This window comes from Paenibacillus marchantiophytorum (genome assembly GCF_014640555.1).
Classification (GTDB): Bacteria; Bacillota; Bacilli; order Paenibacillales; family NBRC-103111; genus Paenibacillus_E; species Paenibacillus_E marchantiophytorum.
On sequence record NZ_BMHE01000005.1, the window covers coordinates 232,521 to 256,878 of the forward strand.

Below are 24,358 nucleotides of genomic sequence, written 5' to 3' on the forward strand. Positions count from 1 at the left end.
CCATACAATTAAATTATATTTTTATTTCTGCGTGAATACGTACTTTTTGTTCAAAAAAAATGAAAGAATAGCTAGGGGTAGAACTGTTATAGCACCTGTAAAATATTGATTCATTAACAGCGAATTTAAGAAATACATAATTGTAATGTTTAAAAAATATATTATTCCATATACAATAAAAAACTTTAATAGTAACCTATTATTTTTATTTTTAAAGACAATACTACCAATTGTTTTAAAATTAAAGAAAATTCCAATTATCGTTGAAAATAATGTTGCAACTGCATAATGCAAATGAAAAAAAATAAAAAGAGCATATAATGAATATCCAAATATAGTATTAATTCCGCCTATTACAAGAAATTTAAAAAACTTATTATCTACCATATTTTGAAATAAATCTACATTTTTTTTCATAGAATTATTTATATTTGCTAACAAATTCATGAATTTTACTAATCATATAGTTAACCATTTCAGTATTCAATCCGGGATAAACACCAACAAGAAAAGTATCGTATAAGATTTTATCGGTATTTTTTAAATTATCATGAATTCTAAACTCTACATCTTGAAAAGCTGGTTGTCTTACTAAATTCCCTGCAAAGAGCATCCTAGTTTGAATTCTGTTCTTTTCTAAGAAACTAACAATTTCATTTCTATTGAAAGGCATACCGTCCTTGATTGTCAGAATAAAACCAAACCAGCTTGGATCCGAATTTACAGTAGGTCTAGGAAGAATAAAATATTCCTCTAGATCTTTTAAACCTTTAAGTATCCTATTAAAATTATTCTTCCGCGCTTGAACAAAGTTTGGAACTTTTTTAAGTTGCTCAAGTCCAACTGCTGCCTGCATATCTGTCACTCTTAAATTGTAGCCAATATGTGAATATGTGTACTTATGATCATAACCTTCAGGTAATGAACCTAACTGCCAGCCAAAACGTTTCTTGCAAGTATCATCACAACCAGATGGACACCAACAATCTCTTCCCCAATCTCTAAATGATTCGATAATCATTTTCAATTTGGGATCGTTTGTATAAACCGCCCCACCTTCACCCATAGTCATATGATGAGGAGGATAGAAACTTGAAGTAGCTATATGGCCAAATGTACCTGTTAGTCTATTATCGAATTTAGAACCTAAAGCATCACAGTTGTCTTCGATAACCCATAGATTATATTTATTTGCAATTTCCATAACTTTATCTAATTCAAATGGGTTGCCCATTGTGTGAGCAATCATTATTGCTTTTGTTTTTGGCGTAATTGCTTTTTCTATATCCTCTACAATAATGTTATAAGTCCCCAGTTCTACGTCAAGAAAGACGGGTATTGCATTATTTTGAATTATTGGGGCTACTGTGGTTGGAAACCCCGCGGCGACTGTTATAACTTCGTCTCCTGGTTTAATTCTACGTTCACCTAATTTTGGAGATGTGAGAGCGGAGAATGCCAAAAGATTTGCTGATGATCCTGAATTTGTTAGCAATGCGTATCTAACCCCGATAAACTCTGCAAACTCTTTTTCAAATTGCTTGCTGAACCTACCTGCTGTTAACCAAAAATCCAATGAAGAATCAACAAGGTTTTTCATTTCTCTTTCATCGTAAACACGGCCACCATAAGAAATAGAAGAAGTGTCCTGGTTAAATGAGTCTTTTTTCTCATGGAACATTCTATAAAACACTTCTACTTTAGAGAGGATTTCCAATCTCATTATCTTCTCAGCAATATCATTGGGAATGCTCTTTATATAACTAATTTCCGTCTTTTCAAAAAGGTCCTTTACTCTGAAATCAATCAGCATACTAGTATCATTGTCTACATCTATAACAATTTGAAAATTGGGTTCCGTTAGTTCTTTTAAACTTAATATTACAACTTCATAATTATTCGTATTTACATTTAGTATAATAGCTAATTCACTTGTTGATTTCTTTTGAACTAAGTCATGTATTTTTAACATATATTCCACTCCTAGTGTCTGATTTACTCAATCTGAAACCCCAAAATTTATGACCAATGAAACTAATTAGAGTTGTCATAAACACTGCAAATACTTGAGAATGCAAGGAATTTAATCCTAGATAGTTTATTTATAAATAAAGCAAAATTAAATTAATAAAAAAAGTAATTACATATACACCAGATAACTTTAAAAGGTTTTTATAGTTTTTCTTTCTAACAGTATTAAAGGTCCAACTATCGTTCCAGAAGTAACTATTCAATACTCCACGCACATTGTGCTCAAATAATAAAGAAATCAAATAATTACAATGGGATCAATCTTAAAATCAGCGCTTGATTATTTAGCTCAAAACCGATTACGGTTGCATTCGACTAAAATACCAGCTTTATAACCATCACGATTACAGGTGAAGTAATGCCGACGTTGATAAACTTTAATACGGTTATGCCGACCTTCTACGATAGCATTGGTCCACCGGCAACGATGGTAATTGATGATTTCCTCTTGCCAGTTACGCATGGTTTTCAGTGTGCTCTTGACGGCTTCGTGGTCAATTTTTTCACCCAGTTGGCACCAACGATTTAAACCTAGCGAGGCGACTGCCACATTAGGCGAACAGTTATACCACGTCGTAAAGGCTTCTTTCCATTTCCAAACACGGCGCAGGAGTGAGGAGTAACTCAACAGCTCATCCAACTTTTTCTTGCTCTCCACGGATAGAGATCCCGATTGGGGATTGAGCAATCAATGGTTCGATTTAAGTAACGCTCTGGCTCTTGGAGAAAGCGTTCATTGAACGGATTTACGAACCTCCTGCAAGGCCTCAATGATATAACCATGGACATGGAATCGATCGGCAATCCGGATGGCATTGGGAAAGCATTCGCTGATCCCAGTGTGGTAGGCTTGTGCTAAATCCATGACGACGGCTTTAGGTTGAAGTTGCAGGAAATTGGGGTGCTGCTGAGCGTAGGCCCTTAAATCCTCCAGCTTGCGTCCAGCCAAAAGATCAAGCATCGTCTCGCGGTCATGGATGCCAGTGTTGTAAGTATGCCCGTTCCTGATGGCGAAGTCATCAACGCCTAAGACCAGGCCGCTGCTTTCATTTGCTCGCTCCCAAGCTTGCTTGGAGAGGCGTTCACATTCGACAGGAACGGCTTCGTTATGCATCCTCACTACCGAACTGGTTGGTGCTTGCTGCATAAGGGCACTATGTGCAGCGATGGAGCCAAAAGCTTGTTCAGCAGCCCGTTCTCGAAAGAGTAGGCTGTACCGCCTTTTATATTCAACAAACGCATACGTCCAAACAAAACCAGCATCTCATGACAAGCAGTGCATCCGGATCGTGGGCACCACGAGGTATACCTTTTTTTTCAAAAAGCTGGAAGATGCCTGGCGATACGCGGATTATTTTTTCCTTTCCGTATGACGAATTCATCATTTTGACAAAGCGGACAGCCTTGTTTGTAGGCTACAGGCATGGCCTCGATATGAATTTCATCTGCGCCCATCGGCAGAATCTGTTGGATCTGTAGCTCTGGTAAGTTGAGCATTTCCTTGATATACTGATTCTGCATCTGTTACATCCTTTTTGTTGTTGGGTAGGACTTTCAACAATACAGGATGTGCAGATGTTTTTCCATTTTCAACCATACTTTAGATCATCAAGCACTAGTTTTGGTTTTGAGCCATTAAAATTTATGAATTTTAAAAAACAAAATAAATTAGGTACCCAATAACTGTATTTAATACTCCAACAATTAGAAACTTAATAGTTTGAAACTGCATAAGTTGAACCTTTCCAAGAGATAAGATGAATTGTATTCACAGTTTAAATTCACATTTTCGTATAGCTATTTTAAAATCTTTTCGCTTACCCTTATACTGTATTACTATTCATATATCTTAAAATCCTCAATTCTAAAATACAAATTCCTTGGGTCCCTTGTACCACGTACCTGCTCAGCATTGCTTTTAATAACTATAGTATTCTTTCCAGGTGGTAGAGTTATAATTGTTTTGTATAATTTACCGCTGTCATCTACCTGTATGGTTTCCTTCAAAAATCCATCCAAAGTAATTATAGAAGAATTAGAAGTATAAAAAATGGTTTCTAGCGTAACCTTCTTATCTTTTGAGGATGGGTTGTTTAAAGTAAGCTCGCTATTTTTGTCTGACCATCTCCAAGATTTGGAAGCATCTCCTTCTTGCGCATAAAAGCCATTCCCCCATATAATTGACACTGGATTTGTTATAGCCTCTTTTTTATTTTCAAAATCAGGATAATTACTTTTAATAGATTCTAGATAATCTGTTAGATTGTAGAAAGCAAGCGAATTGTCTTGATTTTCCAAAGGTAATGATTTAGTAAGCAATTGAAGTTCGCTTTCTAGTTTTTGCGCCCTATCTTGGTACCCATTTCGATTGATGTAAATCCCCTTGAATCCTGCAATTACAATATCATTAACCATTTCTTTTAAAGGTTTATTTGCTTCATTCTTTATCCAATCATCTGCAACACGGCCTTTCATTGCTCCATAACTCCAGCGTAGATTTTTTGTTTGAAGATACGCACGTAAGTGATCATAATCCGTCATATTCACAACAGGGGGATGTTCAGGGAATGGTATATAAGGTAATTGAAAAATCATAGATTCATTAGGGATAGATTCTTCTATTCTTTGAAAGTAAGACTTGTCTTTAACAAATGCCTGACGAATGGCATCCGTCTGCATGCTAAAAGCATTGTTAGTTTGATCGAGAATGCAGAAAAACAACAAAATTAAAGAAAATACGCTTTTCATAGGAAAAGATAATTTCTTAATTTTATCAATTAAAAGAAATATAGTTAGTATCGAAAAATACGCGATGAATACACTAATTCGATTATATCCACGTATTTCTGAAAAAAAAGAAGCAATAATAGCACCGAAGCCACCGATAGAAGCGAGGAGTAAAGCAACAAGATTCAGATACCCCAATTTTTGAATATTTTCATCTTTCCACCTACTAAATAAAGAAAGCAATAAGATGATAAAACCCATGCTACCAATAATGCCTAATGAAGCAAACTTGTTTTCGTTTGAAAGTGGAGCCTGTTCGTTGTACTTTTGAGCAATAGTTTTGAATTTTGAGAAACGATGACTTTCTGCTGGCATAAGTAGATGTGTAATTTTTAATGCATATATTTCTGCTTCAGCTGGGCTCCTTTTTGCAACTGCCAAATTCTTTCCGTTATTAAACTGATAAATCAACGTAGGAGATAAATTAAGAATGCCACCAATCATAATAACTCCAATTAATATTACAGGTATTAGCAACACTCGTTTCTTCCTAGAAGTTAAAAAAACATAAGAAGCAACAAATGCCAAAAAAATACAACTAAAATATGCATAGTAAATTCCTGTTGATGAAACAACTGCACTAATTATTATACTCATTATGATCTTTTTCTTTGTAAGCTCTTGCCTCCAAATCCAAAATATCATCACAACTATTAAAGGTATCATGTAGTATGATGCAAGAAATAAATGAGATTCACCACGCAAATAATGATAAGGTAAAAAAGCAAAGATAATTGATGCTGTAATCGCAAAAGGCAAAGATATTTTAAATTGCCGAAATGAGTAAAATGATGTGCAGGCTACCAAAGGGTATGTAAGGAGATAATATAAATTTAAAGCTAGAGCATAATTGGAAGTGAAACTTGTAATAATTTTAATGATTAAAAGGTGAAAAGTGTCTGCCATAGCAAAATCATTCATATCTAATCCTTTAGGGGCCCCCACATAGTCATTATGCAAGTACCATCCGTTATAAATTATGCTTTTGACCCACAAACTATTAAGAATAGAATCTCCACCATATGTAAAAGGTATTCTTAAGTCAGAACCTTTCAACAAAATCATTAAAATAAAAACGGTAAAAATTAACACGAAAAAATATCCATATATTTCTTTAAACTTAGTAATCATTTGTTCCTCCTAACATTGCTCATATTCCACGTATTTGAAATCACTCTAATTCATCATATTTTATAGTGGTATCCTTTGTGTCAAGAATTAACACATAGTTTTATTATTTAATAACTGTATAAAGGGATTTATCTTTAATAAATTCAAATTGCCCTAACCATGTAGTTCCATATTTTTGAAACTGATAAAAATTTTCCGCAAAACATGCCCCTTTAATATTTTCAAGAAAGGTAGCTTCAAAATATTGAGGATTTACGAAAAATGCATTTACTCCTCTTCTTTCAACAGTAACAAATTTATAACCATTTTCATTAAATAGTTTTCTCCAAGCGGTTATTGAAACTCCGAAATACAAATAATTTTCGTAGCTGTTAAAATCCATTACAAAATCTTTATCATATTCAATAGTCATACTATTATCTGGTCCAAATGCTGAGTTATATTCAACAACAAAGATTTTAGGCCTTAATCCATCTTCCAACATTTTTTTTACTATGTAATAATCATTACCATCTATGTCTAATGAAATGACATCTGGATTTTTATATAGTGAACGAGAAATTATCTCTTCTGTATTTTCTAAGTTAACAAACAATGAGTATGCTTCCACACCTAGAGCCATAGGTAATATATGTTCCTTTAATCTTGATACTGCATCTAAGCTACCTTCATACATAGTACCTTCATATTTTCTTCCTAGAGCCAACCAAGAACTATTATTCTCAAGCCCTTCTGATGCGCCAACTTCAATAAAATAATAGTTTGGGTTTATTATTTTTCTCGCTAAATAGTCAATAATACCATCTTCCCCATTTTGGCTAAATGCTGAAAATTCCCAACTTGATGGATCTGTTTCATCAATATTTCTAAGCTGTGAAGTAGCTGCTCCTCTTGAGAGGGCAATATTTATCCTTTGCAAAAACATTAAGCTTTCCACTGGAATATCTCCGTTCTCACTTATAATTTATTTCTTAAGTACTCATAAGCTGCCCTCAATCTAATTCTAATCTTAGAAGTTAAATCTCTATTGATTATTTTTGTTTCTATTACCATACTCATACACCAACTCCATGGTACATAACCAATATGCTTTTTTAGCAATTTGAATGCTTCTATGTAATGTCGTTCTTTGTTATTTCTAGTTTTAGTACCTTCATGATCACGTGAAGAGGCTGTAAATTCATGCAGATACCCTATTTTACCCTGCCTAAGTAATCTCCACCATAAATCATAATCCATGCACATATGCAAAGAAGCGTCTATACCATTTACATTTCCCCATGCATTAGATCTTATCAATGTTGCTGGTTGACAAATTATACAATAATTCGAGAGGTTACTTATTGAAAAGTCAATAGTGGGGTACTCATTCACTATTTGATTAGTTGAATCAGTAATATAGGCTTGGGTATAAACAACAGAACAATGCTTATTCAACTCTAAATATTCAGCCATCTTTGTCAGACCGCTTGCTAAATAAGTATCATCTGCATTAAGCCAACATACATAATCAGATGGAGGCAGCTTCTGGACACCCTCATTGATTGCCGCGGCTTGACCATTGTCTGGATGAGATCGCCAAAAGCTAATGTGCTGTTCATATTTTTTTATAATAGCGAGTGAATTATCCGTAGAACCAGCATCCATCACTGCAATTCTTATATCCAAATCTGACTGATTAATAATGCTTAGGAGTGCTTCTTCAAGAAACTGGCCTTGATTCAAATTAGGCACAACTACCGAGATTGATGGTAGTAAGGTAGTTACTGATTCTTCTTGTACCATGATTCGGTAATCATCACCTTTTGATAAATATCTAACATCTGTTCCGCAGCAGTATACCACGAAAATTTTTGTGCTTGGATTTCGGACTTTAAAATCAATTCATTTCTAAGATCATTATTACTTTCAATTGTAACCATTGCTTCCAATAAACTCTTTACCTCAATTGGATTGATTAAAAGACCAGCATTTCCTACAACTTCAGGAATACTTGAAATATTGCTTGTTATAACAGGAGCACCACAACTCATAGCTTCAAGCACTGGTAAACCAAACCCCTCGTAAAGGGAAGGATATATAAACGCAAAGCATTTTGAATACAAGACCGACAACTCATCATCAGAAACATAACCAAGAAACTGAATCTTGTCAGAAATACCCAAATCATTAATTCTATCTTGAATATCTTGTTCCATCCAACCTTTTCCCCCAGCAATATACAGAGGCTTAGACTCATTTTGATCTTTTACTAATTGCGCATAGGCTTCCAACAGTAGTCTATAGTTTTTTCTGGGCTCAATAGTTCCTACGCCTAACCAAAATGATTCACACAAACCAAATTTATTCTTAACTTTTTCTATAGATTCTGTATCAGTTATTTTTTTCAAAGTGGGTCTAGAACCTAAATAAAGGACCGAAATCCTCTTTTCTGGGTAGTGTGGAAAATACTTCATAAAGCATTGCTTAGAGAACTCGGATATTGTTACAATATGATCAGCATAGATGCTTGCTTCGAATGCACCCTCCAAACAGACTAAACGATTAGCTTCAGTCGTATATTCAGGACAATCAAGATACCCCAAATCATAAATGGTCATTACTTTCTTGGCACTTACATTACTTGGAAAGCTAAAATTATTAGAGTGAATTATATCAGGATTCCCGAGTAGCTCACTTTTATCAAGGTTATCTTCCCATTTTTGATTAAAATTATTTAATGAGCTATTAACAAAATAATTCGAAACATTTTGTTGATTACTCTGGAAAGCTTTTTTGTAATCCGGATGTCGGTACCCATAAAATAATGGATAAAGTATATATTGATTTTCTTTATCCATTTCAAGCAAATGGGAAATTATTTGTTTTGAAAAAAATCCACATCCAGCCATATCTTCTGCAGTCTGGCTAACATCGAATCCAATTTTCACTTACTTAGCCTCCAACATAGCTTTTCTGGAACTCTTTAACCATGAAAGCATTGCTCTTACTTGATTGAATGCAATATATTTTTGATATTTCATAAATAAAAAAGCAGATTTTTTGACAAGTGCCTTAACAAATTTGTAATTTGCAATAGCATTTTCACGAGAATAACCTGCTTCTTCAGTGATTACATGGGCTAGATTATATATCCACTTTTCTGGAGCAGATCCAAATTTTTCTTTAAGCATTACTATAATTTCTTCATGTACAGCTCTTCGACTTCCTAATGTTTTGTTATCAGAATACAGTCTTGATCCCGCCAATTTCTGGTCAAGAAAATAAAAAGGTTTATTTTGTCCTATTCGAAGCCAATATTCGTAATCCATGCAATAACGAAGATTTTTATTTAAAATACCGTATTTTTCTATAACGGATCTCCTGAAGAATACGGCGGGTTGACATATATAACATATTCCCTTTAATTTCTCATAATCCCATTGCTCGGTATAGTAATCTTCCAGATAATTATCATTCTCGTCAATGTGGTCTGCTTTTCCATAAATAACATCAACATCAGGATTATTATTGAATACCTCAATGATTTTATTTAGTGATTCCGGGTAATACACATCATCCGAATTTAGCCATCCGATAATCTCACCTGTTGCATGTGTTAAGCCTTTGTTTACTGCATCAGATTGGCCTTCATCCTTTTGTGAAACGTAAGAGAGAAGATCTCCATAACTATTAAGGATTTCTACTGAGCTGTCTTTACTTCCACCATCAAATACAATTAATTCTAAATCCTGCACTTTCTGATCTAGGATGCTATCAATAGTTCTCTTTAGAAATATACCTTGGTTATATGATGGTGTAACGATAGAAATCTTTTTCGTCATCTTTGTTCCAACCCTTTTATTTATTTTAAACTCCATGAAGCGCTTTTAAAGTACTATTTGATTTCTTTTCTCTTATCTCTGCTTTCAATATCTGAACCCCTAATTGACGATCATCCGCGATATCTATTTCATTTGGACTAAATGTAGATTCAACTTTGATAGATATTTGGCTAGCAATCTTAGGTAAATCCTCGGTTATGATTATAAGTTGATCAGCTATTAATGAATATTTTCTTTTTCTTCCATTAATGTCTAAAGATAATTGTCCACGTTTATGAGGTGAAATTGATGGCAGAATCATTTCCACATATAAATATCGATCTTCAGTACAATGACTTATTGATATTTCAATTTCTTTTTCACTCCAATTATCTTGGTATACGCCATTAATTGAATATTTATTATTCGACTCAGTTTTCGCTACTTTACATAATAAATCATAGTATTGTTCAATCATCTTACTATTGTCAAATTTTTCAACTTGTTTATAACCACTTCGTATTAAACTCTCTCTTAAGCTATCATTGGTCATGATATTTTTCATTACTTCAGCGATTTCTTCAGGTTTTCTAGGATCAAAATAAAGTACAGCTTCTCCACCAACTTCAGGTAGACTTGTGTTATGGCTGCAAATTACCGGTACCCCCATTGACATTGCTTCTGCCACCGGAATTCCAAAACCTTCAAATAAACTAGGAAATATTAGAAAGTTAGCTCTTTTCATTAGTGCAGATACTTCTTGCTCAGCTACATATCCGAGATGATGTACTCGATCCTTCAAGTTCATTTGATTAATTATTTCTTCAAAATATGTATCTTGGTTTAATAAACTCCCTGTTAAGCAAAGATGTAAATCCAATTCAGGATACTTATTAATAAGTATAGACATCGCTAATAGCAGAATGCGATGATTTTTATGGGGCCAAAAATTCGCAGGAAAATAAGCATAATTCTTACCATTCAGACCAAACTTATTAATAGTTTCATTCTGCTGTTCTGAACTAATTTCATCCAATCGATCTTGAATACTAATATAAACAACCTCAGCTCTATCCTTAGGATAATTCAGCTTATCAACCAATGTATCTTTCGTGAACTCAGAAATACACACTACATAATCCGCTAACTCACATATGCCTGAATAAAAGTTATCACGAACTGAGAGCTCTTCTTCCTTAAAAAATTGCGGATAATATTTATGCTGTAAATCATATATCAGACTTAAAGTAGGTATTCCAGGCTCAGAAAAATTAATAGCACTCATTGGACAGAACAAAACATCGATAGATCTTGATCTTAGTATTGATTTTTTAGTCTGATTTACTGTTTTAAAAATTTTTTTTGAAAGTGTTTTGATTTTATTAAATATTTTCCTTTTTACTTTATAATAAAAGCCTTTTTTTATTGGAGGTTGCACTTTAACAGGTGAAGCTTGTACTAAAACCCTTTCAATACCATATTGTTCGAATGACTCGAAATATTGATGATTCCACTCAGCAGTAAGTAAAAAATATTGGTCTTTATCATTATATTGAGCTAAGCCTTTAATTAATTCTGTAACTAATTGAAAAGCTCCACCCATCTCTCCGGTATTTCGAATTGGGACAACATCAATAGCTACTTTCATCTCACACCTGATCCTGTTTTTCTTTAATTAGTTTTTCCAACTCATGAATTGCATGCAGCCTAGACTCCCTATCTTTTTCAGAATCGCTAAGAAGAATCTCTAATTTATTGATTGACTCTAATCTTGCTTCTCTATCCATTTCTGATTCCTTTAATAAACATTCTAAGTGTTGAATAGACTCTAATCTTGCTGCCCTATCTGTTTCTGATTCCTTTAATAAATTTTCTAAGTGTTGAATAGACTCTAATCTTAGGTTTTTGTCCTTTTCTGATTCTTGCAATTTTCTCTCTAATATTTCAATAGTTTTCAAGCGAGCAGCCCGATCAGCTTCACTTTCTTGAAGTAACTGCTCGAGTTTCTTGTTATTATCCAATCGTAGTTCTGCCTCAGCACTTACTCTTTTCATTTCTTCATATAAATCAAGTAGAGCTAATATTAACCTTGTTTCTGGCTTAGATTGCAGAAAATCTGTTACTTGTTCACTACTCGTCTGAGTTAATTCCTCAGCACTTGCTATTAAAAACATATCGTATGGAAAGAGTGGATCAATAAAATTTATATACTTAAATCCGAATGACTCAAGAAGTATTGTAAGACCTTCAGTACTAAATAAGTATAAATGCTCTTGATCTTTGAGTTGAATTAAAAAAGAATCATTGGTCGCAATCATCTCTTGATAACTCATATGATTATAACAAGGTGTTTGTATAACGATGATCCCGTCATTCTTAATGATTTTAAGAGCATGTTTTATTGATTCCACCGGATCAGTGAAATGTTCAAGCACGTCCATCATAACCACTACATCTTTTAAATCCAAACCTTCTGAAACATCTTCTATCTTACTATTAATAATATCGACACCATGAGTAATCCTGCCATACTTAGCAACCCATGGACTCAATTCTAGCCCCTTTGAATCAAATCCAACACTCTTCAACATCTGAACAAATGCTCCAGGTCCACTACCAATCTCTAGAGTTTTTCCAATTGTTTTATACTGTAATACTTCGCGAAGCCAGTAAAGGCACCTTTCCGTTAAATCCTTTCTTGACCTCTGGAATATACTTGGATGACCTAAATCCTCAGTCTGATGACCCATCCAGTAATTTTTACCATAGAACGCTTCTTCATCATTATCCACTTCATAGAACATCGTAATTTGTCTCGGAGTATTTATCAACGTATGGCATTTGCGGCATTTTTTATATTTTTCACTGAAATCATCCAGTTCTCTACAACCACACCAGCATTCTGTAATTTGAATGGAATTATTTTCACTCATTATTTTGCCTCTTTTCATTTGGAGTAGCTTCACTAATATTAGTCAAACCTTCAATTTCAAACGAAGAATTCATTAATGCTACTCCATGAAAAGATCTCCATGAAGGTTTCATTATCTCAAGAGTCATACAACCCTCTATTAGATCATAAATCATATTACTTACTTCCGTTTGACAATCAGTTGCACCAACCATAACCGTGTATAACCCTTGAAAAAGATTCATTTCAATATTAAAAGATGCTCTAATAATATTCCCTTTAGAGGCACTTAATATATTTTTAGTTAACATATACGAGCTTTGTCCAAATACCACAGTATTATGCCTATCTGCCATTTGATATGTAAACGCTAAGTCCGCGACATCCTCTTCAATTTCAGCGAATATATTTAAAATTATATTATCTCCCGTATATGCTGTCTTTACTTCTTTCCCATCTAAATCACAAATTATAGCACCAATTATTTTAACTTTACCGTCTCCACGACGAATTCCAACTGCATTTCGAATATTTTGTTTACTTTCCTCTGGGATATCAATGTTACTTATTTTAAGGGTATTGAGGTCTATTTGCTCACCATTTAATTTCCTATCTAACAACTTATGTTTACTAGATGAGTAGAAAATATTAACCATTTCCAAGGGATTGCCCTCATTGGTAACTTTTCCATTATTAAGGATAAACACTCTATCACAATATTTTTTTACACTTTGCATATCATGAGTAACAAGAATTATCGCTGCCCCATTTGCTTTTAATTGCTGTAAAAAATCAAAACATTTTTGTTGAAAGAAAATATCTCCAACGGATAATGCCTCATCGACAACATATATATCTGGTTCTAAGCTCGCATATAGTGAAAAAGCTAACCGAACATACATTCCCGAGGAATAAGATTTCACAGGTTGATGTATAAAGTCGCCTAGTTCTGAAAAATCAAGAATTGATGTTAATTTGTTATTTAAATATTCTTCTGAGAATCCCAATAACTTCCCGCTTGTAAAAATATTCTGTAGCCCAGTAAGTTCTGGATTAAAACCTGTTCCTAATTCAAGTAATGATACCATATTTCCTTTAACTTTCATGGAACCATGGGTAGGGTAAAGGGCTTTTGATAATATTTTTAGCAAAGTACTCTTTCCCGCACCGTTGTGTCCAATTATACCTATACATTCCCCTTGTGATACAGATAAACTAACATCACTGAGAGCCCAAAATTCCGTATGTTTTTTTAACTTCCCCAGCGTAATCCACTCAAACAATCGATGATGTGGCTTAGAATAAATTTTATATTTTTTAGACAAATTTTCGATATCTACAACAATATTATTTTTCACCATCATATGACATCCCTTATTTCAGAACGCAAAATTTTCAAGACTAATATGCCTAATACAAATGAAAAAAAAGTAACTACGATCATAATTGTCCAATTGGATAAAACAGGAAATTTTGAATACACAATAATTTGTTGCAAGGAATCTATAAAGTAATAAACTGGATTATAATTTATAATATTTATGAAATTATAAGGTAACAGTTCTTTAATATATACAATTGGTGTAAGCCACATCCATATCTGTATGAAACTAACCAGAAATTGGCCTACATCTTTGAAGAAAACATTAATACTCGCAAATATAAATGCTATTCCAGTTGCAAAAATTATAAACATTAACAAAATAATAGGAGTAAGAAACCACAATAAAGTAACTGTTTGACCTAATATCATCACAATAAAAAATAGTAATCCCATTGAAATGAATAATATTATTGTTGAAGTAAGTGAAATTTGAAGCATAAAAATATATTCAGGAATAGCTAATTTTTTCAAATATGTTGAATTGGCAAGAAATACATTACTTCCTCTTACAATAATATCAGAAAACGAAATCCATGGAATTAAACCAGCACATAAATAGATTGCAAAAGCGCTTGATGATTCCATATTAGGCAATTTTGCAATCATGACTTGAGAAAAAATATAGGTAAAAATAAGTATTTGGAATAATGGTTGTAATACGTTCCAAACTGCCCCCAGCGAGGATCCCGCATAACGATTTTTTAATTCGGAAATTGAATTATCCCAAATATATTTTCGATATTTCCAAATACTATTCATGCCCTACCACCTAGCTATTTTTTATATACCAATCAATTGTGTTATTCAGGCCATTATCAAAATCAGTTTTGGATTTAAATCCAAATTCCTCGAAAGCGCGACTAGTATCTAAGCTTCTTCTTGGTTGACCATCCGGTTTAGAGCTATCCCAAATAATATCTCCTGTGAACCCAGTCATTTCTGCAATTTTTTCAACAAGATTTCTAATTGAAATTTCATAACCCGCACCGAGATTAATTGGATCACTTTTATTGTAGGATTCCATTGCCAAAATAATCCCATCTGCAGCATCTTCAACATACAAGAACTCTCTTGTAGCATTTCCTGTTCCCCATACTGTGATAGAACTATCACCTTTCTTCTTAGCATCAATGCATTTCTTAACTAATGCTGGGATTACATGAGATGTATTGGGATCAAAATTATCTCTTGGACCATACAGATTTACAGGTAGAAGGTATACCGAATTGAAATTATACTGATCTCTATACGCTTGAGATTGAACTAACATCATTTTTTTAGCTAATCCATAAGGTGCATTAGTTTCTTCAGGATATCCTGCCCACAAGTCATTTTCAGAGAACGGAACAGGCGTGTGTTTTGGATAAGCACAGATAGTACCGATAGCAACAAATTTTTCTACCCCAAAAACTCTCGATTGCTCCATTAATTGAGTGCCCATCATCAAATTATCGTAAAAATATTTCCCTGGATTTTCTCTGTTAGCTCCAATTCCACCAACTACTGCTGCTAAATGAATGATATAATCAGGTTTCATATCATGAAACATATTTGCTATGCCAGATTCAGTTATTAGATTATAATCTTTACTTCTCGGTACAAATATATGATTATAACCCTTTTCTTTTAATTTTTTTACAACATGATGACCTAAAAACCCGGCACCACCTGTAACAACTATTCTTTTATCTGTCAACATGCAGACTTTTCTCCTTCCAATAATGAAAAATATCGGCGATAGTTTGTTCAATTTTGTACTTAGGAGCCCATCCAGATAATGCCCTAAGCTTATCACTGTCTCCAACTCTTATCGGTATATCATTATCTCTAACTTTTAATGGATCAATAATAATGTCATATTCATTAATTGATGCTTCCTTAAATAGCATATCAATAATATCTCTTATTGATGTGGCTTTTCCAGAACTTATATTATATGTTTCACCACTAACACCATTGGTTAATAAATTAATATAAGCATTGACCACATCTCTTACATCAAGAAAATCTCTCTTCACATCAATATTCCCAGTATGGAGTTTTTTTTCTTTTTCCCCTTCCATGGCTGCTATTTGATGTGCAAAACTTGAACAAACAAAGTCCTTAGATTGTCCAGGTCCCGTATGATTAAATGGGCGTGCAATTACTGTATTTAATCCGTAGGAGTTAGTAAATTGTCTACATAATAGCTCCGAACAAGCTTTTGCAGCAGAATATGGGCTTCTAGGATCAAAATGCTCATCTTCAGTCAGAAAAGTTTTACTATTTCCGCCATAGACATCTGCTGAACTGACATATAAAACTTTAGTATCTAATTCTAGCTCTTTCACACATTCTAAAACGTTTAATGTTCCATTGAAAATTATCTCATACGTTTTTTGTGGTCTATTAAAAGAATCAGGTATAAATGCGGGTCCAGCGAGATGAACAATGTAATCGGGTCGATAAGTACTTATAATTTCCTTTAACTTAAATTTATCAAGGATATCACATTTATATTGATCATTTTCTTTGTTATTAGTGAACCCTGTGGATCTTGACAATCCAAGCACATCAATATTTTCTTCCATCATTGTTTGAGATAATACCTTGCCAACAAATCCACTAGCTCCGGTTATTAGTGCTTTCAGAAGAATCACACCTTATCGTATTTCTTTTTGAACCCTCTCGAGATCACTTTCAACCATCATTTTCACTAATTGTTCAAACGAGGTCTTACGTGGATTCCAACCAAGTGTCTTAATTGCTTTGTCAGGGCTGCCAATCAAGAGATCAACCTCCGCTGCTCTAAAGAATTTAGGATCTACCGTAACATAATCTTCAAAATTTAAACCTACATGTTCAAATGCAATTCTACAGAATTCTTTTACTTCATGAGTTTCACCGGTTGCAACCACGTAATCATCAGCTTTTTCCTGTTGTAACATTAACCACATACACTCTACATAATCTTTTGCAAAACCCCAATCACGTTTTGCTTCAAGATTACCTAAACGAAGTTCCTTCAGAACTCCTAGCTTAATTCTTGCAACAGCATCAGTTATTTTACGAGTAACGAACTCAATCCCTCTGCGTGGTGACTCGTGGTTAAACAAAATACCAGAACAAGCGAACATATTGTAACTTTCCCTATGATTAACTGTGATCCAATGGCCATACAACTTAGCTACTCCATAAGGACTTCTCGGATAAAATGGGGTCGATTCAATCTGTGGAACCTCTACTACTTTACCATACATTTCGCTACTACTTGCTTGATAAAATTTAGCATCACTACAGATTAATCGAGTAGCTTCCAGCATATTTGTAACACCAAGTGCTGTAACTTGACCAGTTAGGATCGGTTGATCCCATGAAGAACCAACAAAAGATTGAGCTGCAAGATTATAAATTTCATCAGGCATTGCTACTTTTAGAGCATGACTCAATGAACTAAGATCTAGTAAGTCGCCATCAATGAATTCGATATCATTTTTAATATGTTCAATGTTGCTCATAATCGGGACACTCGTACGTCTTTTAAGTCCATAGACTTCATATCCCTTTTCAAGTAAAAGCTCAGCTAAATATGAACCATCTTGCCCAGTAATGCCTGTAATAAGTGCTCTTTTTGCCATCGTAATATCCCCTTTTAGAATATGTGTCCTTGCTAAATTCTTAAAATACTTATAAATACTTATCTAGCTTTTGAGTTCTTAACTCTTTCAACAGTAATTTTACCTCTTGCGCTTTGTCTTTTGTACAAATTAAGGTTACATCATCTGTATCAACAACAATTAAATCTTCAATTCCTAAAGTCGCTATTAGCTTCCCATTATTACTTTCTATAATACATCTTTTAGTATCAATGTTCAGTATATTGCCTCGAATAACGTTACCGTCATCATCGCGATCATTAATTCTATCCAGTGCAGTCCAACTGCCTACATCATCCCAGCCAAGTTTACACGGTATGACATAAATTTCTGTTGCCTTCTCCATAATACCGTAATCTATCGATTGATCAGGCATTTTATTAAACTCATCATTTATAATTTCTTTTCGATTATCCAAATTGAAACTAGCCTTCATAGTCTCTAGAATATCATGAATCTCAGGCATCAATGTTTTAAAATAATTCCTAATCGTCTCCGTTTTCCAAATGAAAATTCCGCTGTTCCAATAAAAATTGTCCGACTCGACATATTTCTTAGCGGTATCAGCATCTGGCTTCTCTACAAATCTATTTACTTTGTAAACTTCCTGAGCATCTAAAATCTGAAGTTCTTTTGTACTCTCTATATAACCATACCCCGTTTCGGGATATGTAGGAGTTATTCCAAGTGTAACAAGGATGTTATCATGATCAGCTACTTTTACAGCTGTCTTTAAGATTTTTATAAACCCTTCTTCATTCTCAATGATATGATCAGAAGGGAGTACAATCATCGTACTTTCTGGAAATTTCTCCTCAATAATAAGTGAAGCGAGTGCAATACAAGGAGCGGTATTCTTTCCTACTGGCTCAATGATAATATTGTCATGAGGCAAATTAGGTATTTGGCCGCGAATCAGTTCCGCATATAATTCATTGGTAACAATGAATATTTGACTGATATCAATCAAAGACTCAAGTCTTCCAACAGTCTGCTGGATCATTGATTTATTCCCAGATATATTTAGAAATTGTTTGGGCAAGTTAGTTCTACTTTTGGGCCAAAACCTTTCCCCTTTGCCTCCAGCCATGATTACAGAAGTAATCGTCTTCATAATCATTACCTCCGTGTTACCCTATGTATTTTAATCTTTTCCGAATAAGTGTACCAATGGCTTGAGGAGAAAATTGTTCTTTTATTGTTTTTTCTCCATTTTGAGCGATAACATCATAAAAGTCTTTATCCTCTGCAAGCTTTCTCATATAAAATGCCGCATGATTAACATCCGGGTCAGCCCAATATTGATATGATTGATAAGGTCCATGATCTTCTCCCAAGTTTATTAACTTAAAGTCAACTAAGCAGGAATTATCATGTTTCATAAAGTCAATATTTGATGACCAATTGGTGCCTATCACTGCTTTCCCTAGATACATAGCTTCCGCTAATCCAAGGCCGAACCCTTCTGAACGATGTAACGAGACAAAACAGTCAATAACAGCTAATAGTGCATTGACATCATTTCGAACGTACGTCTCTTTCAATAAATAAATATTGCGATAGTCTTGAATCATTTCTTCTAAATGCTTTATTTCTGAAGGCGTTGATCTTGAATTGTTAACCTTAATGACCAATCCCACACTCAAATCTTCAGGTAAAAATGCCATTTTAAATGCAATAATAGCTGCTTCAGGATTTTTGCGTTCTTGATAACTATGTGCATCATACATACAAAGGAATAAAAAAGGGTCTTCAGGTAAATTAAAATATTGCCGTGTCCGTTCTGACTGTATTTTAACTTCAATACTATGTGGAATTTTAACTACAGGAACAGGACTCTTCATGGATATTGATTCAAGCACAAAATTAGATGGTACCCAAACTTCGTCAACAAAACGAAAATTTTCTATCCATTCGTCTGGAAAGTCAGGCAGTTCCCAATGCCAGTAACCAATATTGTATCTATTATCAAATATCTCATTCCCTTTACTTGAGTATATTTCCATCATTTGTTCTGCATTTACATGAAAAATATTGACATTGTAAAGAGGACTTTTAATCTCTTTATGTTGCCAAGTAGTATCAGACATTCGTGATGAGTTAGTACCTTCAAAATTTATAATTCCAAAAGGGATATTTTCAGCATTCAAACTCTTAGCGGCTATACGACAGGATTCACCTATGCCCATTTCAGCTCTTGAATAGCCTACTAAATTAACTCCTATTTCATCTGCTTCATCAAAATTAGTGTATTTTTCTTTTTTGGTAGGCAATTCATTTAATGGATATGCTTTTGAGAGCAACTTTCTTTTAACATTTTTTTTTAGGTTCGTTGATAGGATTGGGTTTAAAAACTTTTTCCCATAAACTGCTACTCTATAAAGGAAGCGAAAAATAACATTATTCATTTCTATCTCCACCGCCAAAGATTCTAACAATATTGTCGTTTTTTGTCTATTGAATAATTATTCCTAGCTGCTGTTTTAAGAAAAAATGTTTAAAGATTACTATTTGGAAACCAACTTCCAGTATGCTAAAATAAAGTCGAACTTTAGCAAAAAGGAGACTATCCGTCAATGAGTGCAAGTAAAAATGCCTACACGGCTTCACGTGCAAAAACAAATGGAACAATAACGACAGAGAAGAGCTCTATCATCTTTTGGTTTTTAGTAGTTTTTACAGGCTTGTTTATGTTCTGGGCGCCATTTCAAAGGGCGTTGTTCAATGGTGGTACTTATGATTTCGAGCGTTCCATTTACTCGGCATCGGTCTGGTCCTCCATCATTTTATTGCTGATTGCCATCCTAGCTTTCTTTGTATTCAAACTTAATGAACAAAAAGATGTACTCACCATTTTGGTCTTACTCATGCCACTAACTTATGTGATATCTTTGTCGAATTCGGCATCTCACTATTTGGCAACTAATATGGTGTACATCCAAATGCTGTATGCAACCTTCTTCATTTTAGGTGTATTTCTGACAAAAAACAAGCTTGGCACGTCGATTGTTGCCGCATTATTTATGATTTCCGGTTACTTCATTGTTGTGTTCGGACTTTTGTACTGGTTGGGCAATGGAAACTTCGCTGGACACCTGGTCGGATGGTTCGCGCTTATGGATGCGTCCAGTGCTTATTTGTACCGGGATGCGATTATGACGGACTCGAACGGGCTTCGTTTAACCTCGGTTTTCCAATATGCGAATACGTATGCTGCCTTTTTAATTACGTTATCTCTATCAGCCTTATTCTTTATTGTTAAGTCTCGCAAATGGTACACGGTTCTGCCACATGCGTTCCTACTGGTGCCCATCATCGTATCCTTCTGGTTGACGCTTTCCCGCGGCGCCATTGTGGTGATCCCGGTTGTTTTCTTGATTATGCTGTTATTCTTTTCAATTAGCAGACAGATTTTGGCGCTTGTGCAATTAGGACTAGCCTTCGTTACGTCCCTTATCATTTTACAAAAGGTAACCGATATCGGGATTGGCTTGCAAAAAACGCCTAGTGCTTCAGAATCTTGGCATGGCTGGTCCATTTTGCTGCTAGCTTCTGTAGTTTTTACTGCTCTGGCTATCGTTATCCAACTCTTCGTGGCTCCTTGGCTAGAGCGAATAACAGCTCGTTTTGATGCTAAAAAGTATGCAACTTTCATTCTGCCGATCGCAGCCATTGTGATTGGTGTTGTGGGAGCCGTTCTGATCATCAGTGATACAGGCTTCAAAAACATTCTTCCCGATAACGTGAAGACGCGTGTGGAGAATATTAACTTCCAGCAGCACAGCGTTTTGGAGCGTGGAACTTTTTACAAAGATGCGGTGAAGTTGTGGTCGGATTATCCGATTATCGGTGCCGGTGGCGGTGCGTGGGCATCTTTATATGAGAAATATCAGAACAACCCGTATACAAGTCGTCAGGCTCATAACTTTGCTCTGCAATACTTGGTTGAGGCTGGCGCGCTTGGTTTCCTTGCTTTTGTCGGGTTCGTAATCGCGGTTCTCGTGTTCTATATACGAAGTTATATCAAAAGCATACAGGAGAAACGAGATCTGCATTTCCTCTTTTTCATTGTGACAATCTCGCTCTTGGTTCACAGTATGATTGACTTTGATTTAAGTTATGTGTATCTCGGTGCCGTTCTGTTCCTTGCACTCGGTGGCATGCTGAGCAACAGTTCATCAGCTGCGCTTCGACTAAAGTCGAAATCGATAGCGATTCACAAGGCGTTCCCTGCGCTTCTCGCGGTTCTGTCGATTGTGGTTTTCTTCATTTCGGCAACGTTGGTTTCCGCGAACAGTTCGTATAAACAAACGCTCGAAGTGATTAAAAAGAGTCAGGATTACAATCAAATTGTTACACCACTAGATAAAGCGATTTCCCTGCATCCTGCGCATCCGGATTATTTGTTAACGGGACAGGTTAGCAGAATCGGTATTCTGCTTCAGGTTGCTAATCAAATGCAGAAGGAAGATCCGGCGAAAGCGGAAACTTTTACGAATCAAGCTCAAGATCTTCTGAATCAGTTGTTGAAAAAAGAGCCGCATAACCGTAGTGTTGCTATGCAGCAGCTAAATATGCTCCTTGTAAAAGGGAAGAAGCAGGAAGCTCTGGATTGGGCAAATGCTCAGATTCCTAACTACCCGTGGTACACGGATATGTATGAGAAGAGTATGTCTTTGAATATTGATCTGGCCAACCAAGCTAGAGAGAAGAACAATACGCAGGAATACAACACACGCCTGGATAGTGCTCTCGCAACTTACAAAGAAGTTGTAGCCCGTGTAGACTCGCTGAAACACCTTCCTAAAGAGCAAGCACAAGGTCGTGAGTTTACTGTAACGCCGTCCCTTGCATTAAATGTTGGACAAATTAGCTTTATGCGCGGGGATTTGGCTGCTGCTGCTGCAACCATTCAACCGCATGTTACGGAAAATTTAGATGATCAGACGAATCGTGTTTTGATTAGATGGTATCTGGCTATCTTGCAGAAACAAGGTTCGAAGGATCAAGCACTTTATGACAAGCTGATCGCTAAGGATCCGGCTGAGAAGCAGAATATTGAAGCGATTGTTGCGACTAATTTCGCGGCGAAATAATTTTTGATTCTATAACTTACCTCCACATTCATGTGGAGGTTTTTAATTTAATTTGTTTAGATCTCCATTTATCGTGGTATAATGTATTATATGATTAACATAATTGGAGGCAAGATGTTAAAATGGATCTACTTTCCGACGAAAAAATTTTAAAGGTTTTGCTTGGGTACAATCCATGGTGGACGACCGGTATAGTCCCAAAAGAATTTACCCGTCCTGTAAAACGTTTAGCCTTTTATGAAGCAAGCAAGATTTATCATCATGCACAAATACGTCGTGAAGTTATTTTATCGGGTCCTCGAAGAGTAGGGAAAACCACAATCATGTACCAAATGATTGAACAAGAATTGAACATGGTCCCTGCAAAGGCAATTCTTTATGTTTCATTTGACCATCCAATCCTTAAACTAGTGGATATCGGAAAAATAATAGAAATATTTCAAAATAATATGGCTTACGATCAGACTGCCCTTTATTTATTTTTCGATGAGATTCAATATGCGTCTGATTGGGATTTATGGTTAAAAACGTTATATGATAGCCAACCTAGTTATAAAATTATGGCTACTGGATCTGCTAGTCCTGTTTTGGCAGCCAAAGCAACGGAAAGCGGAGTCGGACGATGGACCTTTATCCGAATCCCAACCTTATCCTTCTATGAATATATTGAGATTATGGGTTACCAAAAGCCGACTCTTCCTCAAGGCATTAAGCCTACGGGGCTAAACAAATTAAAGCAAGAAGATCTTTCAGTCCTCATGTTATCTCTTGAGCCCCTGCAAAGACATTTCCATCGTTACCTTCTTGTCGGTGGTTTTCCCGAAGTTGCCCTCTCAGATGACATCCCCTTTGCCCAGAAAATAATACGTGAAGATGTTGTAGACAAAGTAATAAAGAGAGATATGGCTTCTTTATTTGGGATTCGAAATGTAGCTGAGTTAGAAAAAATATTTCTTTACCTCTGTATGATTAGTGGAAATATTGTCGTTCAAGATACTATTGCAAAAGAGGTTGGGGTTACTCGTCAAACTGTAGCAAATTATATGGAGTTGCTTGAACAAGCCAATCTGATCTATATCAGTAAACCGATTGAACTAAAAGGCAAGCGCATTCTTAAAGCGAAATCAAAAGTATACTTAGCTGATGCTGCAATTCGTAATGCCGTGCTCATGCAAGGGGAAGAGGTACTTGCTGATTCAGAGGAAATGGGCTTGATTATTGAAACTTCTGTTTATAAGCATGTCTATTCTTTTTACTATACTCAGCGACCAGAAGTTGGCTACTTCCGAGATAGTACAACACAAAAGGAAATTGACGTTATTGTCTCTATGCCGATGGGGAAAATTATCATTGAGGTTAAGTACAGAGAAAATACTTCTCTTTCTGAAAAGGAGGCAATTATGGAATGGAGTCGCGATGAACGAACAAAGGCTTCTCTTGTAATTACTAAGAATGGTGATGACTATGGACTTTTCTCCCTAGGAGGGCTTGCATCTATTGTTAAAATACCTGCTTTTGCCTTTCTATATTTACTCGGTCATGCTGAGCATGAGGGCTACATCTAGGAAGGTATTCTCCTT

Annotated in this window: 19 protein-coding genes and 1 pseudogene; 2 read left to right on the top strand and 18 right to left on the bottom strand. The window is 35.1% G+C overall.

Annotated elements, in window-relative coordinates; all coding sequences use genetic code 11:
- Positions 1-21: 21 nt before the first annotated feature.
- From IEY34_RS07990 to IEY34_RS08075, 18 genes and pseudogenes are all read right to left on the bottom strand, one after another.
- Entirely contained in the window at positions 22-447 is a 426-nt protein-coding gene (locus IEY34_RS07990; RefSeq protein ID WP_308422990.1) for a GtrA family protein, read from the bottom strand.
- On the bottom strand, positions 422-1,972 hold the full coding sequence (rfbH, locus tag IEY34_RS07995; protein WP_229757515.1) for a lipopolysaccharide biosynthesis protein RfbH: 1,551 nt from the start codon (positions 1,970-1,972) through the stop codon (positions 422-424). The genes IEY34_RS07990 and rfbH overlap by 26 nt, the downstream gene beginning before the upstream one ends.
- Positions 1,973-2,102: 130 nt before the next feature.
- Entirely contained in the window at positions 2,103-2,246 is a 144-nt protein-coding gene (locus IEY34_RS37715) for a GtrA family protein (protein WP_189010053.1), read from the bottom strand.
- A gap of 74 nt (positions 2,247-2,320) precedes the next feature.
- Positions 2,321-3,552: pseudogene (locus IEY34_RS08005) on the bottom strand (ISL3 family transposase).
- 315 nt (positions 3,553-3,867) lie between these two features.
- The gene (locus IEY34_RS08010) at positions 3,868-5,949 is read right to left on the bottom strand and encodes a hypothetical protein (RefSeq protein WP_189010055.1); all 2,082 of its coding nucleotides are present in this window, start codon (positions 5,947-5,949) and stop codon (positions 3,868-3,870) included.
- Between the two features lie 103 nt (positions 5,950-6,052).
- The gene (locus IEY34_RS08015; protein WP_189010057.1) at positions 6,053-6,886 is read right to left on the bottom strand and encodes a hypothetical protein; all 834 of its coding nucleotides are present in this window, start codon (positions 6,884-6,886) and stop codon (positions 6,053-6,055) included.
- A gap of 20 nt (positions 6,887-6,906) precedes the next feature.
- Positions 6,907-7,734, bottom strand: coding sequence for a glycosyltransferase family 2 protein (locus IEY34_RS08020; protein ID WP_189010059.1), 828 nt, complete (start codon positions 7,732-7,734; stop codon positions 6,907-6,909).
- Complete coding sequence (locus tag IEY34_RS08025; protein WP_189010061.1) at positions 7,713-8,879, bottom strand: glycosyltransferase family 4 protein; 1,167 nt, start codon at positions 8,877-8,879, stop codon at positions 7,713-7,715. Before IEY34_RS08025 ends, IEY34_RS08020 begins: the two co-directional genes overlap by 22 nt.
- Positions 8,880-9,773, bottom strand: coding sequence for a glycosyltransferase family 2 protein (locus IEY34_RS08030; protein ID WP_189010063.1), 894 nt, complete (start codon positions 9,771-9,773; stop codon positions 8,880-8,882). It lies immediately after the preceding gene.
- A gap of 25 nt (positions 9,774-9,798) precedes the next feature.
- On the bottom strand, positions 9,799-11,400 hold the full coding sequence (locus tag IEY34_RS08035) for a glycosyltransferase family 4 protein (RefSeq protein WP_189010064.1): 1,602 nt from the start codon (positions 11,398-11,400) through the stop codon (positions 9,799-9,801).
- A gap of 1 nt (position 11,401) precedes the next feature.
- Positions 11,402-12,685, bottom strand: a complete 1,284-nt coding sequence (locus tag IEY34_RS08040) for a methyltransferase domain-containing protein (RefSeq protein ID WP_189010066.1) — start codon at positions 12,683-12,685, stop codon at positions 11,402-11,404.
- Positions 12,678-14,027 carry an ABC transporter ATP-binding protein gene (locus IEY34_RS08045; protein WP_189010068.1) on the bottom strand — a complete coding sequence of 450 codons (1,350 nt, stop codon included), beginning with the start codon at positions 14,025-14,027 and terminating at the stop codon, positions 12,678-12,680. The genes IEY34_RS08040 and IEY34_RS08045 overlap by 8 nt, the downstream gene beginning before the upstream one ends.
- Complete coding sequence (locus tag IEY34_RS08050; RefSeq protein WP_189010070.1) at positions 14,024-14,806, bottom strand: ABC transporter permease; 783 nt, start codon at positions 14,804-14,806, stop codon at positions 14,024-14,026. The genes IEY34_RS08045 and IEY34_RS08050 overlap by 4 nt, the downstream gene beginning before the upstream one ends.
- A 10-nt stretch (positions 14,807-14,816) precedes the next feature.
- Positions 14,817-15,746, bottom strand: a complete 930-nt coding sequence (locus IEY34_RS08055) for a GDP-L-fucose synthase family protein (RefSeq protein ID WP_189010072.1) — start codon at positions 15,744-15,746, stop codon at positions 14,817-14,819.
- Positions 15,733-16,686, bottom strand: a complete 954-nt coding sequence (locus IEY34_RS08060; protein WP_189010074.1) for a GDP-mannose 4,6-dehydratase — start codon at positions 16,684-16,686, stop codon at positions 15,733-15,735. Before IEY34_RS08060 ends, IEY34_RS08055 begins: the two co-directional genes overlap by 14 nt.
- Positions 16,687-16,689: 3 nt before the next feature.
- On the bottom strand, positions 16,690-17,664 hold the full coding sequence (gene gmd, locus IEY34_RS08065) for a GDP-mannose 4,6-dehydratase (protein ID WP_189010076.1): 975 nt from the start codon (positions 17,662-17,664) through the stop codon (positions 16,690-16,692).
- Positions 17,665-17,713: 49 nt separating this feature from the next.
- Complete coding sequence (locus tag IEY34_RS08070) at positions 17,714-18,796, bottom strand: mannose-1-phosphate guanylyltransferase (RefSeq protein ID WP_308422991.1); 1,083 nt, start codon at positions 18,794-18,796, stop codon at positions 17,714-17,716.
- A gap of 16 nt (positions 18,797-18,812) precedes the next feature.
- Positions 18,813-20,090, bottom strand: a complete 1,278-nt coding sequence (locus IEY34_RS08075; protein WP_189010079.1) for a glycosyltransferase family 4 protein — start codon at positions 20,088-20,090, stop codon at positions 18,813-18,815.
- A 168-nt stretch (positions 20,091-20,258) separates the two neighbouring features.
- Between IEY34_RS08075 and IEY34_RS08080 the strand changes: the two genes are divergently transcribed.
- A complete protein-coding gene (locus IEY34_RS08080) occupies positions 20,259-22,778 on the top strand; it encodes an O-antigen ligase family protein (protein ID WP_189010082.1) in 2,520 nt (839 codons plus the stop codon).
- Positions 22,779-22,900: 122 nt separating this feature from the next.
- Positions 22,901-24,343: an ATP-binding protein gene (locus IEY34_RS08085; protein WP_189010084.1), complete on the top strand. Its 1,443-nt coding sequence runs from the start codon at positions 22,901-22,903 to the stop codon at positions 24,341-24,343.
- Positions 24,344-24,358: the final 15 nt, after the last annotated feature.

Coding starts and splice junctions, on each gene's coding strand:
- IEY34_RS07990 (WP_308422990.1), bottom strand. CDS start 447: ATGAATTTGTTAGCAAATATAAATAATTCTATGAAAAAAAATGTAGAT.
- rfbH (WP_229757515.1), bottom strand. CDS start 1,972: ATGTTAAAAATACATGACTTAGTTCAAAAGAAATCAACAAGTGAATTA.
- IEY34_RS08010 (WP_189010055.1), bottom strand. CDS start 5,949: ATGATTACTAAGTTTAAAGAAATATATGGATATTTTTTCGTGTTAATT.
- IEY34_RS08020 (WP_189010059.1), bottom strand. CDS start 7,734: ATGGTACAAGAAGAATCAGTAACTACCTTACTACCATCAATCTCGGTA.
- IEY34_RS08030 (WP_189010063.1), bottom strand. CDS start 9,773: ATGACGAAAAAGATTTCTATCGTTACACCATCATATAACCAAGGTATA.
- IEY34_RS08035 (WP_189010064.1), bottom strand. CDS start 11,400: ATGAAAGTAGCTATTGATGTTGTCCCAATTCGAAATACCGGAGAGATG.
- IEY34_RS08040 (WP_189010066.1), bottom strand. CDS start 12,685: ATGAGTGAAAATAATTCCATTCAAATTACAGAATGCTGGTGTGGTTGT.
- IEY34_RS08045 (WP_189010068.1), bottom strand. CDS start 14,027: ATGATGGTGAAAAATAATATTGTTGTAGATATCGAAAATTTGTCTAAA.
- IEY34_RS08050 (WP_189010070.1), bottom strand. CDS start 14,806: ATGAATAGTATTTGGAAATATCGAAAATATATTTGGGATAATTCAATT.
- IEY34_RS08055 (WP_189010072.1), bottom strand. CDS start 15,746: ATGTTGACAGATAAAAGAATAGTTGTTACAGGTGGTGCCGGGTTTTTA.
- gmd (WP_189010076.1), bottom strand. CDS start 17,664: ATGGCAAAAAGAGCACTTATTACAGGCATTACTGGGCAAGATGGTTCA.
- IEY34_RS08070 (WP_308422991.1), bottom strand. CDS start 18,796: ATGAAGACGATTACTTCTGTAATCATGGCTGGAGGCAAAGGGGAAAGG.
- IEY34_RS08075 (WP_189010079.1), bottom strand. CDS start 20,090: ATGAATAATGTTATTTTTCGCTTCCTTTATAGAGTAGCAGTTTATGGG.
- IEY34_RS08080 (WP_189010082.1), top strand. CDS start 20,259: ATGAGTGCAAGTAAAAATGCCTACACGGCTTCACGTGCAAAAACAAAT.
- IEY34_RS08085 (WP_189010084.1), top strand. CDS start 22,901: ATGGATCTACTTTCCGACGAAAAAATTTTAAAGGTTTTGCTTGGGTAC.